The organism is Curvibacter sp. EU05-FHT14A10, assembly GCF_058791075.1.
The window spans coordinates 153412-170533 of the sequence record NZ_JBYTDE010000009.1; the positions used below are offsets into that span (position 1 = coordinate 153412).

Genomic DNA, 17122 nt, shown 5'->3' on the forward strand with positions numbered 1-17122 from the left:
CGGTTTTGAACCGCACGCACCTGGGCGTTCAACCAGGCAAGCAAAAGGCTCCTCAGGGAGCCTTTTTCATTGGGGGCGCCCAATACCGGGCCTCAGCAGCCCCAGAAATACCCTTGCATTGAACGGTTTACGCTCAGCCTTGCGATGGCTGCCGGTGCTTGCGAGGGCGCCCGGCCAGCAGGCGATCAAACCAGGCATTGGGCAGAATGCGCAGCAACGCGGCCACCCATCCCATCTGCCACGGAATGACGCGGTAGCGCACGCCCCCGATGATGGCACGGTAGGCGCGCTCGGCAAACGCCTCGGGGGTCATGAGAAAGGGCATGCCGTAGCGGTTCTGGCGGGTCAAAGGGGTGTCGACATAGCCGGGGCAAATCGTGACCACCTTCACGCCAAAGGGGCGCATCTCGCCACGCAGGCTCTCGCAGTAACTGATCACGCCGGCCTTGCTGGCGCAATACCCACCATGGCCGGGCAGGCCACGGATGCCCGCCACGCTGCCCACCCCGACCAGAATGCCCTTGCGGCGCTGGACCATGCCTGCCACAAAGGGGTGGAAGGTGGCGGCCAGACCGATGTTGTTGGTGGCAAAAATGCGGGCCAGCACCGCCAGATCCTCGCGCTCTGCCGTGTCCACCCCCACACTGATGCCGGCATTGGCCACCACCACATCGGGCAGGCCCTGTTGCTGCAAGCAGGCCTGGCCCGCCGCCACGATCTCGTCGGTGACCGACACATCGGCGGCGTAGAGAGCATAGGCATCTGAGGGCAGCCCTTGCTGCTCGGCCCAGGCCTGCATCTCGGCATGGCGCCGCGCTACCAGGGCCAGGCGCCAGCCGGCTTGGTGAAAACGCAAGGCCAAGGCCTGTCCGATGCCACTGGAGGCACCGGTGATGAACACCAGGGGTCGCTGTTGCGGGCTCATGCGGGCCTCAGCGCCGGGGTTTGACCGCCACACCGGGCACCAGCGTACCGTGCACATGACCGCGCAGTTCAAGGGTACGGGCCAGGTTGTCGAAGTCCATGGCATCTCCTGTGAAGCGATCGTCGCCACGGATCAGCACCACCGGCAGGTGGCTGCGCACTTTCTCGGTGTCGGTGAAGGCGTGCAGGAATTCGCTGCGGAACTCCATGCGCGGGGCCACCCGCCCGCCAGGGTCGGTGAAAGGCTCGCGCACCACCACGGCATTGCCGAACAACTGCACCTCGGTGCTGTCGCTGTTGCTCAGGGCGCGCTTGGCGGTGGCCACGGTGACCTGCCCCTCGGCGCTGTACGAGCGCAGATGGACCTGATCAATTTCCAGGGTATCGGTATCAGGGTAATGGCGGGCCTCGGTGCCACGCACCTCGCTTTTCAGGCGGCCCTGCGGATCAAAGGTTTTGACGGCAAAGTCGCGCATGAAATAGTCAGGCTCGTGACGCGGCGCCTGCTGGGGGCCAGCCGGGGCAAACACCGGGGTGGTGCGCACCAGCCAGTAGGTGCCCAGGGCCAGCACGCCCATGAGGATCACCGGCAGGTAGATGGACAGGTGATCGAGCAGCAGGCGCACCAAGCCCAGGGCCGGCTTGCGCCGAGGCAGGGTGGCGCTGCTCATGAGGCGGCATCCTGCAGCAGGCCTGCGTAGCGGCCGCTGGCCACCAACAACAGGTCGCAGAACTCACGCCCAGCCCCTTCGCCACCGCGCAGCCGGGTGACATACCGGGCACAGGCCAGGGCTTCGGGATGGGCATTGGCCGGCGCGGCGGCTAAGGCGCAGCGGCGCAACACAGGCAGGTCGGGCCAGTCGTCACCGATGGCGGCAGCTTGCGACCAATCCAAGCCCAGGGCCTGCAGGGTCTGCTCGGCGGCCGGCCGCTTGTCTTCTGTGCCGTAGTGCACATGGGTGATGCCCAGGGCCTGCAGGCGCCGGCGCAGCGGCTGTGAATCGCGGCCAGTGATGACCACCGGGGTGATGCCGGCCCGCGGCAGCAGCTTCAGGCCATGGCCGTCGAGGGTGCTGAAGCGCTTGAGCGTCTCGCCCGCCTCGCTGAAGTACAGGCCGCCATCGGTGAGCACGCCGTCGACATCGAAAAAAGCCACCTTGATCCCCTGGGCGGCCAGCAGCAGCTCGGGATCGAAACGCAGGGCGGGGCTCAGGGGCGCCAGGGCGGCCAAAGAGGCGGGGGAGGAGGCGGGGGCAGAAACGCGGACAGAGGGGTTCACGGCAGGCTTTCTCAGATGACCTTGGCGCGCATCAGGTCGCCAATGTGCACGATGCCCACCAGGACATCACCGGGTTCGCAGACCAGCACGCTGGTGATGCTGTGCTGCTCCATCAGGCTGGCCGCATCCACGGCCAGGGCATCGCTGCGGATGCGGCGCGGGCGGGGGTGCATGACCTCGCGGGCCACAACCCCACGCAGATCAACGCCCTGCTCGATGAGGCGGCGCAGATCACCATCGGTGAAGATGCCCACGACAGCACCGGCCTCGTCGACCACGGCCGAGGCCCCCAGGCCCTTGCCGCTCATCTCACGCATCAAGGCCAGGAACGGGGCATCGGGTCGGACGCGGGGCACGGCATCGCCGCGGCGCATGACGTCACTCACATGGGTGAGCAGTCTGCGGCCCAGAGCCCCGCCGGGATGAGAACGTGCAAAGTCTTCCGCGCCAAAGCCCCGGGCTTCCAGCAAGGCCACAGCCAGGGCATCGCCCAGGGCCATCTGGGCGGTGGTGCTCGCGGTGGGCGCCAGGTTGAGGGGGCAGGCTTCGGTTTCAACACCGCTGTCGATCACCAGATCGGCATGCCGCGCCAGCGAAGACTGGGCGCCACCGGTCATGCCGATCAGCAAGGCGCCCAGGCGCTTGACCACAGGCAGGATGGCATCCAGTTCGGCCGACTCGCCGCTGTTGGAAATGGCCAGCACCACATCGGCCGCCGTGATCATGCCCAGGTCGCCGTGGCTGGCCTCGGCCGGGTGCACAAACAGGGCCGGGGTGCCGGTGGAGGCCAGGGTGGCGGCTATCTTGCGGCCCACGTGGCCGCTCTTGCCCATGCCGGTGACCACCACGCGCCCCTGCGTGGCCAGGATGCGCCGGACCACCTCCACAAAAGCGGCTCCGGTGCGGGCCTTGAGGCCCTGGACTGCAGCGGCCTCGATGTCGAAGGTTTGCAAGGCGCGGCTCAGCACCTGTTGGGGATCAAATGTCATGACGGCGATTTTATCGACCGCACCATGCCCGCAGCGTCTGTGGGCTAGTATCGAACGCTATGACTTCACTGGAACTCACGCTGCTTTACCTGCTGGCCGCCGTGCTGGGCGTGGTCGGCTGCCGCAGCTTGAAGCTGCCGCCGATGCTGGGCTACCTGATCGCGGGGGTTCTGATCGGGCCCCACGCGCTGGCCCTGGCTCAGAACTCGGAAGGGGTGCGCCACCTGGGCGAGTTCGGAGTGGTGTTCCTGATGTTTGCGATCGGGCTGGAATTCAGCCTGCCCAAGCTGCGCGCCATGCGCCGCCATGTGTTCGGCCTGGGCCTGCTGCAGGTGTTGCTGACCCTCGGCCTGGGCACCCTGGGCTCGCTGTTTCTGGCAGCGCTGGCGCCGACGCTGTGGAAAATGGGCTGGCAGACCGCCCTGGCCTTGTCCGGGGCCATGGCCATGAGCAGCACGGCCATCGTGGTCAAGCTGATGGCCGAACGCCTGGAGCTGGAGAGCGAGCACGGCAAGCGCGTGATGGGTGTGCTGTTGTTTCAGGATTTGGCCGTGGTGCCCTTGCTGGTGCTGATCCCGGCCCTGAGCAGCCCGCCCAACCAGCTGCTGGCCGAGCTGGGGGTGGCCATGCTGAAGGCCGGTGCCCTGGTGGCCCTGCTGCTGGTGGGGGGCCAGCGCGTGATGCGTTGGTGGCTCACCCTGGTGGCGCGGCGCAAAAGCGATGAGCTGTTCATGCTCAACCTGCTGCTGATCACCCTGGGCCTGGCCTGGCTCACCGAAACTGCCGGGCTGAGCCTGGCACTGGGCGCCTTCATCGCCGGCATGCTGGTGTCCGAGACCGAATACAAGCACCAGGTGGAGATCGACATCCGGCCCTTTCACGACGTGCTGTTGGGGCTGTTCTTCATCACCATCGGCATGATGCTGGATTGGCACATCGTGCTCGAACGCTGGGGGCTGGTGCTGGTGCTGCTGTTGCTGCCGGTGCTGCTCAAGCTCACGCTGGTGGCGGTGCTGGCCCGCACCCTGGGCGCCACGGCCGGGGTGTCGCTGCGCACCGGCCTGTACCTGGCGCAGGCCGGCGAGTTCGGCTTCGTGCTGCTGTCGCTGGCCCTGGAGCACAAGCTGCTGTCGCCCGATCTGACCAACCCGATCCTGGCAGCCATGGTGCTGTCGATGCTGGCCACGCCCTTCCTGATCATGTACAGCAACCGGATCGTGATGAAGCTGGTGGCCAGCGAGTGGCTGCAACAGTCGCTGCAGATGACCACCATCGCCCGCAAGTCGATCAACACCAGCAAGCACGTGATCATCTGCGGTTACGGACGGTGCGGCCAGAACCTGGCGCGCATGCTGGAGCGTGAAGGCATTCCCTACATGGCCCTTGACCTTGACCCCGACCGGGTGCGCAAGGCGGCCGCGGCCGGTGACTCGGTGGTGTTCGGAGATGCAGCGCGGCTGCAGGCCCTGATGGCCGCCGGCCTGGCCCGGGCCAGCGCGGTGGTGGTGACCTACCTGGAGGTGCCCAGCGCCCTCAAGGTGCTGGCCAATGCCCGCTCTCACGCGGCGCATGTGCCGGTGATCGTGCGCACCCAGGACGACCATGATCTGGAAAAGCTGCAGGCTGCCGGGGCCACCGAGGTGGTACCCGAGGCGATCGAGGGCTCGCTGATGCTGGCCAGTCACGCATTGGCCCTGGTGGGGGTGCCCATGCGCCGGGTGATCCGCGTGGTGCAGGATCAGCGCGATGCGCGCTACAACCTGCTGCGGGGCTACTTCCACGGCGCCGATGACGACACCGGGCTGGAGCGTGACCAGGAACGACTGCATACCGTGACCCTGCCTGAGGCGACCCGCCAGGCCGGTCGCCAGCTGGGCCAACTGGCCTTGCTGGCCATGGGGGTTCGGGTGCTCAGCCTGCGCCGGCACGGGGGTCAGCTGGCGCCGATAGCGGACGACACGCCCCTGCTGCCGGGCGACACGCTGGTGCTGTCGGGCCGCCCCGAGCCCCTGGCCCTGGCCGAAGAAAAGCTGTTGCGGGGCTGAAAACGCATTCACGCATTGACGTGTTGAGGCGCAACAGCCTCAGGCCGCCTCGCGCACCATCAGATCGAGCGGCCGCCCCTCGGATTGCTCATAGCGACGGATGCGGTCGACCAGGCCTTGGGTCAGCTTCTGGCCCGCCGCAAGCAAGACCACCCCTTCGGGGGTGGTCAGGTCCTTGCCCAGCACCATGCCCGGCGCCAGGCCATCGGTCGCGATGGCCTGAAGCTTGGTCGTGCGCGGTGTTTCGACCTGCGTGACTTGCAGGATCACGTCGACCACCTCGGGGTCGAACTGGACACCCCGGGCCCGCTGCATCAGGGTCTGCGCCTCCGTCTGCTTGAGCTGGGCGCCGGTCAGGTGCCCGTGCAGGAAGTCGTCCCAGGTGTCGGCCACGGCCAGGATGCGGCTGCCCAAGGGGATGGCACTGCCTGCGATCTTGTCAGGGTAGCCCTTGCCGTCAAATCGTTCGTGGTGTGAGCGGATCAGGCCGGCCACGGCCTGCATGTCGTCCAGCGCCATCAGGGACTGCGCCCCCAGCACCGCATGCCGCTGGTAGAGCTGCATCTCGTCCGCGGTGTAACGGCCCACGGGCTTGGCCAGCAGCGCGTCGGGCACGGCCATGAAGCCGATGTCATGCAGCAAGCCCGCCACAAAGATGTCCTGAACCTGGTCGCTGGGCACTTCCATGGCCACCGCGATGCGCCGCGCCAGATCGGCCACCCGCTTGCCATGCCCGCCGAGCTGGCCACTGCGCATTTCCAGCAGACCCGCAAACACGCGAATGGTGGTGAGGTAGTTTTTCTTGAGTCGGTCGTTGGCCTGGCCCAGCTCGGCCGTGCGTTCAGCCACCCGTTGCTCCAGGCCGGTGTTGAGCACCTGGAGTTCTTCGTTCTGCACCTGGGTGAGTTGCTGCAGGCGATCACGCTCGCGTCGAAGCACCTGGCGTTCGGCCGCCTGGCGCACGGTCAGGCGCAGCTCGGTCTCGTCCCAGGGCTTGTGGATGTAGCGGTAGATCTGGCCCTCGTTGATGGCCAGGATGGTGGCGTCCATGTCGGCATAGCCCGTCAGCAACACGCGCGCGGTGCCGGGCCAGCGCGCGCGCACCTCGGCCAGCAGGCGGGCGCCGTCCATGACCGGCATGCGCATGTCGCTGACCACCACATCCACCGGCTCGGTTTCGAGCAGTGCCAGCGCCTCGGCGCCACTGTTGGCGGTCAGGATGCGGCAGCCCTCGACGCGCAGCACCCGGCGCAGGGCCGACAGGATGCTGGGCTCATCGTCCACGCACAGCACGCTCCAGGACGACAACAAGGCGCTGTCCGGCTGGGCGACAGGGGCTTCTTCCATGGTGGTCCTCAGGCTGGCTGCGCCTGGCGCACCGGCAGGGTGATGCGAAAACAGGTGCCTTGCCCCAGGTGGGAGCTGACCTCCATGCGTCCGGCATGCTTCTGAATGATGCCGTAGGACAGCGAAAGCCCCAGGCCCGTACCCTGCCCCACCGGCTTGGTGGTGAAGAAGGGGTCGAAGATGCGCGACAGGTTCTCGGGGGCGATGCCACAGCCGTTGTCGGCCACCTCGACCCACACCTCGGCCCCCTCCAGCCCCGTGCGCAGCGTGATCGTGCCGCGCTCGGCGGTGATGGAATGGGCCGCATTGACCAGCAGGTTCATGAACACCTGGTTGATCTCCGAGGGCAGGCACTGCACCTCGGGCAGGTCGCCGAACTCACGCACCACGTCGGCCTTGTACTTGATCTCGTTGTTGACGATGTTGAGCGTGGAGTTGAGGCCGTTGTGCAGATTGGCCCACTCCCACTCCTGGCGCGCATCGACGCGAGAGAAATCCTTCAGGTCCTGCACGATCTTGCGCACACGCTGGATGCCGTCGCGCGACTCGTTCATCAGGCTGGGGATGTCGTCCTTGAGGTATTCAATTTCAAGTTCTTCGTACAGGGCACGCAGCCTGGCAGCCACCGGGCTGCTGCCCAGCTCGCTTTCAGCCTGCTCATAGGCCGACAGCATCCGGAACAGGTCCTGCAAGTACTTTTCGAGGGTGCCGAAGTTGGAGAAGATGAAGCCGATGGGGTTGTTGATCTCGTGCGCCACGCCCGCGGCCAGTTGTCCGATGGAGGCCAGCTTCTCGGACTGGATCAGTTTGCTGCGGGCATCCGACAACTTACTGTTGAGTTCCTTGAGTTCCTCATTGGCCTTGAGCAGCTCATTGACCATCGCATGGACCTGCTCCATGGACATCTGGTCCAGCAGGACATCGGGCAGGCCGTTTTCGGGGGATGCGGGGGTCATGCCGGACTCTCCTGGGTGGGGCGCAGGATCGCCCGCAGTTGTTCGAACTCCTGCTCGATGCGGGGCAGCAGGCGCGGCAGGTGCTGGCGCACGGGGGCCATCCGGCCCCAGGCCCCCGGCTGCAGCGGGGGCACAGCCTCATGGGCCACGCCGGCCAGGTCCAGGGCATGGACCAGCGCGTTGGCACCATGCACCAGGTCCGTGAGGTTGAGCTGCACACTGTCAGGGGGGCTGTGGTGCCCCGCAATGGCGGCCACCACCTCAGGCGCAAAATGCCAGTGCTGGGCGAGCCAGGCCCCCACCTCGGCATGCGACACCCCCAGCAAGGCCTGCTCGGCTTGCAGATGCGGGGCGTCGTGTTCGACCGCCCACGCCAGGGCCTGAGCCATCTCGATCGGGTAGAGGCTGTCCAGGACCAGCAGACCGACATCGTGCAGCAAGCCGGCGGTGAAGGCCGAGGCTTCGTCCAGGCCTTGCGCTTCGGCCAGGGCACGCGCCGCCACGGCACTGGCGATGGAGTGGGACCAGAACTCATCCAGGTGCAGGGCCTTGCCATGCATCTGGTCGAACTGCACGGTCAGCACGGCCGCCAGCACCAGGGTGCTCAGCGGGCGCAAACCCAGGATGTTGATGCCGTTGCGGATCGAGGTGATGCGGCCGGACATGCCGTAAAACGGGGAATTGGCCAGTTGCAGCACCTTGGCCGCCAAGGCCTGATCCAGCGACAGGGTTTCGGCAATCGGATCCAGGTTGACGTCCTGCTGCTGCAGCAAGGACATGAGCTGAAGCACCGCCGCCGGCAGCGATGGCAAGGCGCGCACCTGCTCGATGCACTGCGCCCGATCCAGCGGCAGAACGTTGGGCAGATTCATTCGTGGACTCCGCGGTGGTCGGCCAGGATCTGGCGCAAGGGGTGCGCCTGGCAGCGGCGAAACAGGTAGGCCAGCCGGGCACCTGGAGAGGACGGGGACTCCGGCAGGCCGGCGGTGTCAAGCAGCACCGCCGGGCTGGCTGGCAGCAAGGCTGGCGGAGGCAGGGCCGCTTCGTCAAGCGGGATCAGGGTCTCTGCGGGCATGGGTCGTCAAGCCAATGGGTTGAACACCAGCAAATGCCCCCGGGGGGCAGATGCACCAAAAGATCGGGTGCAGGCGCGCCAGCGCCGCCCGGACCATTCAAAATCAAGGGACTGCTCGCCCGGCTGCTCCCACAGCGAGGCCAGCGGCGCAGGCAGCACCCCCGCGGCACACTGTCCCAGCAGCAGGCGATCGGCGCCCAACAACTGCTGCGCCGCCAGGTTGGCCATCACCAACATGCCCGCCGGGTCGATGCCAAAGGCAGGGACCGGCAGCAGATCCAGCATGTCGCGGGCCGCCGTGGCCCGCGAAGCTTCAAGGTCGAGCTGGGCCTGCTGGTTGTTCAGCACGCGCTCCAGGCGTCCATTGAGCACGGCCAGCTCTTCGTTGGCCTCGCGCACCTCCAGGGCAAGACGCCGATTTTCGTCGGCCATGCCCTTCTGACTGAAGGCCTCTTGCACATGCACGCGCAGACGTTCATCGTCCCAGGGTTTGGTGAGAAAGCGGTAGATGGCGCCTTCATTGACGGCATCAGTGATGGACTGCAGCTCGGTGTAGCCCGACAGCACCATGCGCACGGTGTCGGGATACAGCTCTTTGGCCCGGCGCAGAAACTCGACCCCGGTCATGCCCGGCATGCGCTGGTCGGACAACACCACATCGACCTCGTACTCGGCCATGCGCTGCAGGCCTTCGGCGCCGCTGGTGGCCGTGACGATGCGGTAGCCATCACGGCGGAACAGGCGCTTGAGCGCCGCCACGATGTTGGGCTCATCGTCCACCAGCAGCAGGGTGCGCTCACGCTGGCGGCGCATGAAGCGCTCTGAAAGCCGCACGGCGCCGGCACGCAGCTGGCTTTCCAAGGTGGCCAGGTCGACCACCGGGCTGAAGGCCGGGCCCTGGATGCGATCGCAGCCGTTGGCGACCAGCAGGGCCAGTTGCCCGTCGGTCTCGACGCCCTCGGCCAGCACCCTCATCTGCAGGCTATGGGCCATGTTGATGATGGCCCGCGTGAGCGACACCGCACCCGAAGCCGCCGTGACGTCGGGCACACAGGAGCGATGCACCTTGAGCACATCCACCGGCAGGCTGCGCAGCAGACTCAGGTTGGAGGAACCGGTACCAAAGTCGTCCAGCGTGATCTCGATGCCCAGGGCGCGCAACTCGGCCAGCTTGCGCGCCATGTCGGCCGACCCCGCCATCAGGGCCTGCTCTGACACCTCCATGCCGATCAGCACCGAAGGCAAGCCATGCGCCAGCAGGGCGTTCTGGAACTTGGCCACCAGATCCGGCTGCTGCAATTGCAGCGCCGAATGGTTGAGCGCCAGGCGCAGGGGCTTGACGCCTTCATGCAACCAGTTCTGCAACACGGTGCAAGCAGCTTCACGCTGCCAGTCGCCCAGCATCACGATCAGGCCGGTGTGTCGGGCCACGGGCAGGAACTCTTCGGCAGGCACCTCGCCCAGCTCGCGGCTGTGCCAGTGCAGCAACACCTCGGCGCCCACGGCCAGACCACTGGCCAGGTCGATCTGCAACTGGTAGCGCAGCTGCAATTCATCACGCTCGACGGCATGACGCAATCCGGCCTCGATGGCGAGGCGACGTTTGGCCTGCTCATTGATCTGTGGCGTGAAGAAGGCAATCTGGTCACCTGTGGCCCGCACACCCTGGCGGGCGGTCTGGGCCGCCTCCAGCAAGCGGCTGGCTGTGTCCGCATCGGCCGGAAAACGGGCCACACCCACTTGCGGCACGGGCACGATCTCGGCAAAGCCCAGGCGCTCTGGCCGGCTCAGGGCCTGCACCACACGCTGTGCCAGCTCGCGCCCGGCGGTGCCTTGATCACCCTGCCCGGCCGGCCCCTCGCCCATCAGCAAGGCAAACTCGCCACCGCCCACCCGGGCCACCACATGCTCGGCCCCGCCCAGGGCACTCAGGCGGGCCGCCACGGCCATGGCCATGGCGTCGCCTGCGCCATAGCCCATGGATTGCGAGAGCTGGTCGATCTGCTCGATGTGGATGGACAGCAGGGTGATGGGACGCGGGTCCCAGCTGGCCGCATGGACGGCAGCGTCCAGCCGGTCCAGCAGTTGATTGCGGTTGGCCAGGCCGGTGACCTCGTCTTGGTTGGCCAGTTCCTGGATGCGGTGCTCAGCCTCGCGCTGGGCGGTGATGTCCTGCAGGATCAGGTAGCCATGGCGGCGGCCGTCAGGCCCGGTTTCGACCATGCCGCGGTGCAGGATCTCCAGGCGCGATCCATCGGCCCGCACCAGGCGGTGCTGGAACTCGAAGGGCTCATCGTCGATGGCAGCGCCCCAGATGGAGGCCACGTAGCCCCGCTCTTCAGAGGGCACCCAACGCAGCAGGCGCCAGGCGGCGATGCCGCCCACGGGCAGGGTGCGCCCGATCAGCGCCCCCAGCCCACGCGATACCACGGCCAGGCCTTGATCCAGATCCAGCTCGGCCGATCCGGTGCGGCACATGCCCTCGGCCTGCGCCAACATGCGCGCCTGCCAGTCGGCTGAAAAGCTGATCCAGTCCAGCTGGCTGGCGTTGACCAGGGTCACGATCTCGGCATCCGGCCCGAGAGCCGGAATGCGCCAGGAAAAGGCACGTCCATTGAACTGCACGCCATTGGCGAGATCGCAGGCCACGATGCGATGCTCTTCGCCCAGGCCGCGCAACTGAGGCCAGAACGTGGGCCAGCATTGGCGCAGCAGGCCCGGCTCCATCGTGGCCTCAACGCCATCCCCGCCCAACATGCGGGCAAAGCGGCGGTTCACCAGCCGGGGTTGCCCGGCCACCAACAGACACAGACCCAGCGGGGCCTGATCGAACAAGGTGGCCCGCAGCGAAGACTCGTCGCAGGCTGGGCCTGACGCATAGGGCGGCAGACTGCACTCGCTGGATGGAAGGCCTTCGCTTGACATGGGGGTCCTTTACAACCCCTGGAAACAGTTTTCCAGCTGGGCTCTGGATCACATATTACGAGCGGAAATGAGCCCAATCAAGCATTTTTAACAAATAATTCAAATTTCAAACGATATTTATGATTTATCGCGCCCCTCAAGCACCAGGGCGTCAAGGGCCACGGCGGGGACGGGGCGGCTGAACAGGTAGCCCTGGAAGGCTTCACAACCATTGCGCATCAGGAATGCGCGCTGGCCCTCGGTCTCGACGCCTTCGGCCACCACCGCCAGGCCCAGGCTGGCCGCCAGCGCAATGATGGTGCGGGCAATGGTGGCGTCGTTGGGATCGGTGAGCACGTCGCGCACAAAGGACTGGTCGATCTTGAGCTGGTCCAGCGGCAGGCGCTTGAGGTAGCTGAGGCTGGAGTAGCCGGTACCGAAATCGTCCAGCGAGAAGCCCACCCCGCGCATCTGCAGCCGGGTCATCTTGGCGATGATGTCCTCGACATCGTTGAGCAGCAGGCTCTCCGTGAGCTCCAGCTTGAGCAGGCTGGGCTTCGCCCCGGTGTGAGCCAGCACAGCCACCACGGCCTCGACGAAAGCCGGGTCGCGGAACTCGCGCGCGCTGACGTTGACGGCCATGGTGAGGTGCGCCATGTCGGGGTTGTCGGACCAACTCACCAACTGACGGCAGGCCGTTTGCAGCACCCAGCGCCCCAAGGGCAGGATCAAGCCGGTCTTTTCGGCCAGCGGGATGAACTCGGCCGGCGAAATGTGGCCGCGCTGCGGGTGGTTCCAACGAACCAAGGCCTCCACGCCCTGGATGCAGCCGCGCCCATCCACCACGGGCTGGTACAGCAGGCGGAACTCACCGCGCTGCAGGGCCTGGCGCATGTCGGACTCCATGGCCGAGCGGGCGCTGACGGCCTCCTGCATGCCGGGGTCAAAAAAGCACAGGGTGTTGCGTCCGGCGGCCTTGGCCTGGTACATGGCCAGGTCGCCCCGCTTGAGCAGCTCATCAGGGGTCAGGCGCGAATCGCTGAACAAGGCAATGCCGATGCTGGGCGTGCTGTGGTGCAGGCTGTCGCCGATCGGATACGGTTGATTGAGGGCTTGCAGGATCTTTTGCGCCACTCCCTCCGACACGGCCACGGCCTCGGCGGGCTTCGGCCCCAGGTCATCCAGAACCACCACAAACTCGTCGCCGCCCAGGCGGGCCACGGTGTCGTCGGGGCGCACGCAAGCCACCAGGCGCGTGGCCACCTGGCTCAGCAGCTGGTCGCCGCGATCATGGCCGAGGGTGTCATTGAGGTCCTTGAAGTTGTCGAGGTCCAGAAACAGCAGCGCCCCGTGCCGCTCGCCTTGTCCGCAGGCGCGCAAGCCATGGCCCAGGCGCTGCAACAGCAGGCGCCGGTTGGGCAGGCCGGTGAGCTCGTCATAGAACGCCAGCCGCTCGATGATGGCCTCGTTGCGCTTGCGCTCCGTGATGTCACGCCCCACCCCCAGGTAGCCCTTGAACTGACCTTGCGCATCAAACAGCGGCGCACCACTGACCGACACCCAGCGTCCCAGGCCGTCACTGCTGCCGATGCGCTGCATCTCGAAGTCGTAAAAGGGTTCATGCGCTTCCAGGGCGCGGCGGTGCTCCGCCCATTGGGCCGCGTCCAGGTTGGCCGCATCGATCTCCCAGCGGGTGCGACCCAGGGTCTGCTGCTCGCTCAGGCCGCTGCGGCCGTCATGATGGCCATCAATGCGGACAAATCGGAAGTCGGCATCCTGCTCCCAGTACCAGTCGGAGGACAGCAGACTCAGGTGGCGCCAGCGCTCCTCGCTCTGACGCAGGGCCTCCTGGGCGTCGACGTAGGGGGTCACGTCATTGAAGGTACGCACCCAGCCGCCACCCGGCTGCGGGCGCGAACGCACCTCCAGCACGCGGCCCGAAAGGGTACGTCGCAGGTACTGATCGGGCAGATCACGGCCGTCGGAGTGGGGATTGGCCACCAGGCCCGCCCGGGCCTCTGGCGAGAGCAGTTCAAGTGCAGGCCCCAGATCCCCGCGCATGACCTGGAAGCGAAGCAGCTCCTCCGCCGTGACACCCGGCCGGAGCACGGGCTCGGGCACGTCCACGAGCTCCTGAAATCGGCGGTTGTAGAACCGGAGCACGCCCTGTTCATCAAAGCTGGCAATCCCCTGGCTGATGGTGTCCAGCGTGAGTTCCAGGGCCCGGGTTTTCTGGGCCAGTTGTTCGGTGGCCTCGCGCAGTTGCTCCTGAGCCTGGCGGCGCTCCAGGCGGGCTCGCCAGGCCAGCATCAGGTGGCTGGCGGTGTTGAGCAAGGGATCGAGTTCCACCCAGTCGGGACTTGCCACCGAGGCATCGAACACCAGCCCGACGCAGGCCACCACACGCCCGTCGGAGGCCATCGGAATCACTTGCCAGCGCCGATCGCCCACCTCAGCTTCGGTGCTCATGGTCTGCTGGACGCGCCCCGGCTGCGGCCCTTGGGTCAGGACTTGGGTCATCCACGTGCGGAAGGCCTCAGGCAAGGTACCGACCACGGCCTGCGCGGACCACACCGGGTCCTGCCGCGGCCAGGGCGTGCGCTCGAACACCCCGGCGGCCCGGGCTCCGGTGATCTCGAGCACAAACCCCATCAACCCTTCGAAGGCCGAATGAGGTTCGGCATTCGCGATGAAGGCACTCTGGGCCCGCGACAAGGCCTGCAACAGCCGGTGCTGGCGGTTGAGGGCCACATCGGCGCGATGGCGGGCTGTGACGTCCATGTAGGTGCCACTGATCAGCCGGGCCTGTCCCGTCGAGGACCAATCGACCACCCGGCCGCGGCTGGCCACCCAGATCCAGTGCCCGTCGCGGTGGCGCATGCGGTACTCGGCTTCATACGCGGCTTGTGTGCCAGCCAGGTAGTCGTTCAGTGCGTCCTGGACCAAGGACCAATCGTCTGGGTGGACCAGGCCTTGCCAGGTGTGGATCGAGTTCTGGGCCTGGGGGTCATCCAGGCCCAGCATCTCGAGCCAACGCTGGCTGAGCCGGACCTCGCCGGTGAGCAGGTTGCGCTGCCAGAAGCCGAGGCCAGCCCCTTCCAGCGCCATCTCGGACAGGGCCGCGGATTGCTGGAAGGCCTGCTCCAGCCGGGCCTTGTCGACCGCCCCCAGCACCTGACCCGGCACCGTGAGCAAGTAGCCCAGCCGCGTGTCCTGGATCAGGTAGTCGACGAAGCCTTCACGCAAAGCCCTGGCGGCAGCCCCTTCGCCGCCTTCTTCAACCATGATCACCGCCGGGATCTGCCCCAGTGCCTCGAGCAGATCGAAAGCAGAGCCGTCCGGCAGTTGGTTGCCGACGAGGGCCGCGTCGAAAGGCCCCTGTTGCAGCCGGCCCAGCGCCTGCGCCACAGAGCCCGCCAGCACCACGCGCCAGGACGGGTGCTCGCGCGTCAGCATGGCGCACAAGGCGGTCCGGTGCGCGCCATCACGCTCAATCAACAACAGGGCGATCGCCATAGGGTAGGAAGTGGCTGGGTCAGCCAGAGGGTTTCCCTTGGATTATGAGCGCGACTTTGAAAGGGAATGCAAGCGGCCCGCGGCAGGACAAGACGCGAAGACTGAGCCAGCAAGGGCAGAATGCGGGCCACATTCATCAACAGACAGGTGCTTCTTGCGAAGCCCGCCAAGCCATGAACCGCACCGAATCCTCGCTGCATGTCAGCCAATACCTCAAAGACCACATCCGGACCGTGCCCGACTGGCCCGCCCCGGGGGTGCAGTTTCGTGACATCACCCCCTTGCTGCAGAACCCTCGGGTGTTCCGGGTACTGATCGACGCCTTTGTGCACCGTTACCTGGACCCGGCGCTGCGTCCGGACGTGGTGGCCGGCCTGGACGCACGTGGCTTCATCCTGGGGGCCGTGGTGGCCTACGAATTGAATGTGGGCTTCGTGCCCATCCGCAAGAAGGGCAAACTGCCGTTCACCACGGTCGAGGAGACCTACGAACTGGAGTACGGCAGCGCCACGGTGGAACTGCACACCGATGCGGTCAAGCCTGGCGACCGGGTGTTGCTGATTGACGACCTGATTGCCACGGGCGGCACCATGATGGCCGGCCGGCGACTGCTGGAGAAACTGGGTGCGGTGGTCACGGAGGGGGCGGCCATCGTGGACCTGCCCGAACTGGGCGGATCACAACGGCTGGTGGACAGCGGACTACCGCTGTTCACGCTGGTGGATTTCGAAGGCCACTGACACCCGGCCTGGTCAGGCCTGGGCGTCACAGATCGCCGTACTGCGTATTGCTCAGGGCCTGCGGGCGCGAATCATCGGAGTCGTGCCCGGGAATCCGTTCGGTGTCCTCAAACCCCGTGGCCTGGGCGGACATGCGCGGCCCGCTTTGCAGCGTCTGCCCGAGCGCGGGCTGCGCCGCGCCGATCTCGGCCAAGGCCTTGTGAAAGGCGGCCACTTCGTCAGACTGGATCGGCTCGAAACGTGGGGCTTGGGGCGCCGACGCCGGAACGGCCGGGACCGCCGCGGAACGCCGCTCTGGCGCCAAGCCGGTGGAGACATGGTTGTTCAGGCGCCAGTACACCGCGGTGACCAGGATCTGATGCCGTGCCCTGGCCGTCTGGGCCAGCAACACCTCGATTTCGCTCAGGCGCATGTTGTCGCTGGTCACGTCGGGCGAGATGTCCATCATCACCAGGAACTGACGCCCTTGCTGGTCCAGCGAGAGCACCTTGAATTTGTAGCGCGAAGACAGCACCCCGACACGGGCCATGGTGTCTCGCACCACGCCGTACAACAATTCACGGCGGCCGTGCCGTTCACTCTTGCGGTGTGGGGCCTGCGCCTCATCGACCGCTGGCGCTGAACGGGCCTTGTCTTTCGGTGGAGTGGCATGCCCCGGCCTGGGGTGCAGCGGGCGTGTGTGGTCCATGTGCTGCAGGCCCGAGGAATCAGGCAAGGCACGCGGGGGCTTTTTGCCAAACAACCACGCAAGCAGGGACATCGACGCATTCCTTTACAAAGTGGCCAAGGGTAGCCCGAAAACCTGACTTGGAGATGAAAAAGAGAGGGCGCTCAAGTGCTGGCCACGCGGCGGCGGCGCTGCCGCATGCGGCGCGCCATCACCGAGCCCAAGGCGAGGCTCAAGGCCAGCGCGAGGGCCGACTGGCGATTGGCCAGCTCAACAAAACGCAATGGATTCAGGGCCCACAACTGGCAGGCGTTGTTCGCCTGCACGGTGGCGCTGCGGGGTTGATGGGAAAAAAACGCCCCCTCACCGACCACCGACCCCGCCCCCACCATGGCCAGGCGCAGGCGGCCCTTGTCGTCCTCCAGGTGCACGCTGAGCGTGCCCCGCTCGACCAGGAACAGCGTGCGATCGAGCACACCCTTCTGAAACAGCACCTCACCCGAGGCCAGGGTCAGGGGTTGCAGGTAAGCGGCCAGGGTGTCCCACTGCAAGGCAGACAGGTTCAGCTCCAGGCGGTCTTCTGGCGGAGCATGGGCCAGGGCCGCCAACAGGCCCTGAAGATCGGCTTTGGCAACAGCGGGCAAGGGTGGATACATGATGCGGCGAAGTTAACGCCGTAA

General features: G+C 66.5%; 14 protein-coding genes. 2 read left to right on the plus strand and 12 right to left on the minus strand.

Features of this window, described 5'->3' with window-relative positions; all coding sequences use genetic code 11:
- Window positions 1–133: 133 nt before the first annotated feature.
- The 4 genes from AC3WUT_RS18615 to AC3WUT_RS18630 form a co-directional block, all read right to left on the minus strand.
- Entirely contained in the window at window positions 134–925 is a 792-nt protein-coding gene (locus AC3WUT_RS18615) for an SDR family oxidoreductase (protein WP_492348569.1), read from the minus strand.
- 7 nt (window positions 926–932) lie between these two features.
- A complete protein-coding gene (lptC, locus tag AC3WUT_RS18620) occupies window positions 933–1595 on the minus strand; it encodes an LPS export ABC transporter periplasmic protein LptC (RefSeq protein WP_492348570.1) in 663 nt (220 codons plus the stop codon).
- Entirely contained in the window at window positions 1592–2146 is a 555-nt protein-coding gene (locus AC3WUT_RS18625) for a KdsC family phosphatase (RefSeq protein ID WP_492348641.1), read from the minus strand. Before AC3WUT_RS18625 ends, lptC begins: the two co-directional genes overlap by 4 nt.
- A 68-nt stretch (window positions 2147–2214) precedes the next feature.
- Window positions 2215–3192 (minus strand): KpsF/GutQ family sugar-phosphate isomerase, encoded by a 978-nt coding sequence (locus tag AC3WUT_RS18630; RefSeq protein WP_492348571.1) that lies wholly within the window; start codon window positions 3190–3192, stop codon window positions 2215–2217.
- A 59-nt stretch (window positions 3193–3251) separates the two neighbouring features.
- On the opposite strand from AC3WUT_RS18630, the gene AC3WUT_RS18635 reads away from it, so the two are divergent.
- Complete coding sequence (locus tag AC3WUT_RS18635; protein ID WP_492348572.1) at window positions 3252–5237, plus strand: monovalent cation:proton antiporter family protein; 1986 nt, start codon at window positions 3252–3254, stop codon at window positions 5235–5237.
- 39 nt (window positions 5238–5276) lie between these two features.
- On the opposite strand, the gene nosR is transcribed toward AC3WUT_RS18635, so the two are convergent.
- The 6 genes from nosR to AC3WUT_RS18665 all read right to left on the minus strand — a co-directional run bounded on the left by nosR (window position 5277) and on the right by AC3WUT_RS18665 (window position 15035).
- A complete protein-coding gene (gene nosR / locus AC3WUT_RS18640; protein ID WP_492348573.1) occupies window positions 5277–6584 on the minus strand; it encodes a response regulator c-di-GMP phosphodiesterase, NosR family in 1308 nt (435 codons plus the stop codon).
- A gap of 8 nt (window positions 6585–6592) precedes the next feature.
- The gene (locus AC3WUT_RS18645; RefSeq protein WP_492348574.1) at window positions 6593–7540 is read right to left on the minus strand and encodes an ATP-binding protein; all 948 of its coding nucleotides are present in this window, start codon (window positions 7538–7540) and stop codon (window positions 6593–6595) included.
- The gene (locus AC3WUT_RS18650) at window positions 7537–8412 is read right to left on the minus strand and encodes an HDOD domain-containing protein (protein WP_492348575.1); all 876 of its coding nucleotides are present in this window, start codon (window positions 8410–8412) and stop codon (window positions 7537–7539) included. The genes AC3WUT_RS18645 and AC3WUT_RS18650 overlap by 4 nt, the downstream gene beginning before the upstream one ends.
- The gene (locus AC3WUT_RS18655; RefSeq protein ID WP_492348576.1) at window positions 8409–8615 is read right to left on the minus strand and encodes a hypothetical protein; all 207 of its coding nucleotides are present in this window, start codon (window positions 8613–8615) and stop codon (window positions 8409–8411) included. Before AC3WUT_RS18655 ends, AC3WUT_RS18650 begins: the two co-directional genes overlap by 4 nt.
- A 6-nt stretch (window positions 8616–8621) precedes the next feature.
- Window positions 8622–11540 carry an EAL domain-containing protein gene (locus AC3WUT_RS18660; protein WP_492348577.1) on the minus strand — a complete coding sequence of 973 codons (2919 nt, stop codon included), beginning with the start codon at window positions 11538–11540 and terminating at the stop codon, window positions 8622–8624.
- A gap of 117 nt (window positions 11541–11657) precedes the next feature.
- Entirely contained in the window at window positions 11658–15035 is a 3378-nt protein-coding gene (locus AC3WUT_RS18665) for an EAL domain-containing protein (RefSeq protein ID WP_492348578.1), read from the minus strand.
- A gap of 173 nt (window positions 15036–15208) precedes the next feature.
- Here AC3WUT_RS18665 and AC3WUT_RS18670 point away from each other — a divergent pair, with 173 nt between their 5' ends.
- Window positions 15209–15775, plus strand: coding sequence for an adenine phosphoribosyltransferase (locus tag AC3WUT_RS18670; protein ID WP_492348579.1), 567 nt, complete (start codon window positions 15209–15211; stop codon window positions 15773–15775).
- Window positions 15776–15800: 25 nt separating this feature from the next.
- Here the strand turns inward: AC3WUT_RS18670 and AC3WUT_RS18675 are convergent, their stop codons facing one another.
- Complete coding sequence (locus AC3WUT_RS18675; protein ID WP_492348580.1) at window positions 15801–16535, minus strand: hypothetical protein; 735 nt, start codon at window positions 16533–16535, stop codon at window positions 15801–15803.
- A 71-nt stretch (window positions 16536–16606) separates the two neighbouring features.
- The gene (locus tag AC3WUT_RS18680) at window positions 16607–17098 is read right to left on the minus strand and encodes a Crp/Fnr family transcriptional regulator (RefSeq protein ID WP_492348581.1); all 492 of its coding nucleotides are present in this window, start codon (window positions 17096–17098) and stop codon (window positions 16607–16609) included.
- Between the last annotated feature and the right edge of the window lie 24 nt (window positions 17099–17122).

What these genes read in the sequence shown, in the direction of transcription:
- AC3WUT_RS18680 (WP_492348581.1), bottom strand. Translation starts at nt 17,098, where the DNA reads ATGTATCCACCCTTGCCCGCTGTTGCCAAAGCCGATCTTCAGGGCCTG.
- nosR (WP_492348573.1), bottom strand. Translation starts at nt 6,584, where the DNA reads ATGGAAGAAGCCCCTGTCGCCCAGCCGGACAGCGCCTTGTTGTCGTCC.
- AC3WUT_RS18655 (WP_492348576.1), bottom strand. Translation starts at nt 8,615, where the DNA reads ATGCCCGCAGAGACCCTGATCCCGCTTGACGAAGCGGCCCTGCCTCCG.
- AC3WUT_RS18630 (WP_492348571.1), bottom strand. Translation starts at nt 3,192, where the DNA reads ATGACATTTGATCCCCAACAGGTGCTGAGCCGCGCCTTGCAAACCTTC.
- AC3WUT_RS18615 (WP_492348569.1), bottom strand. Translation starts at nt 925, where the DNA reads ATGAGCCCGCAACAGCGACCCCTGGTGTTCATCACCGGTGCCTCCAGT.
- lptC (WP_492348570.1), bottom strand. Translation starts at nt 1,595, where the DNA reads ATGAGCAGCGCCACCCTGCCTCGGCGCAAGCCGGCCCTGGGCTTGGTG.
- AC3WUT_RS18645 (WP_492348574.1), bottom strand. Translation starts at nt 7,540, where the DNA reads ATGACCCCCGCATCCCCCGAAAACGGCCTGCCCGATGTCCTGCTGGAC.
- AC3WUT_RS18665 (WP_492348578.1), bottom strand. Translation starts at nt 15,035, where the DNA reads ATGGCGATCGCCCTGTTGTTGATTGAGCGTGATGGCGCGCACCGGACC.
- AC3WUT_RS18675 (WP_492348580.1), bottom strand. Translation starts at nt 16,535, where the DNA reads ATGTCCCTGCTTGCGTGGTTGTTTGGCAAAAAGCCCCCGCGTGCCTTG.
- AC3WUT_RS18670 (WP_492348579.1), top strand. Translation starts at nt 15,209, where the DNA reads ATGAACCGCACCGAATCCTCGCTGCATGTCAGCCAATACCTCAAAGAC.
- AC3WUT_RS18650 (WP_492348575.1), bottom strand. Translation starts at nt 8,412, where the DNA reads ATGAATCTGCCCAACGTTCTGCCGCTGGATCGGGCGCAGTGCATCGAG.
- AC3WUT_RS18635 (WP_492348572.1), top strand. Translation starts at nt 3,252, where the DNA reads ATGACTTCACTGGAACTCACGCTGCTTTACCTGCTGGCCGCCGTGCTG.
- AC3WUT_RS18660 (WP_492348577.1), bottom strand. Translation starts at nt 11,540, where the DNA reads ATGTCAAGCGAAGGCCTTCCATCCAGCGAGTGCAGTCTGCCGCCCTAT.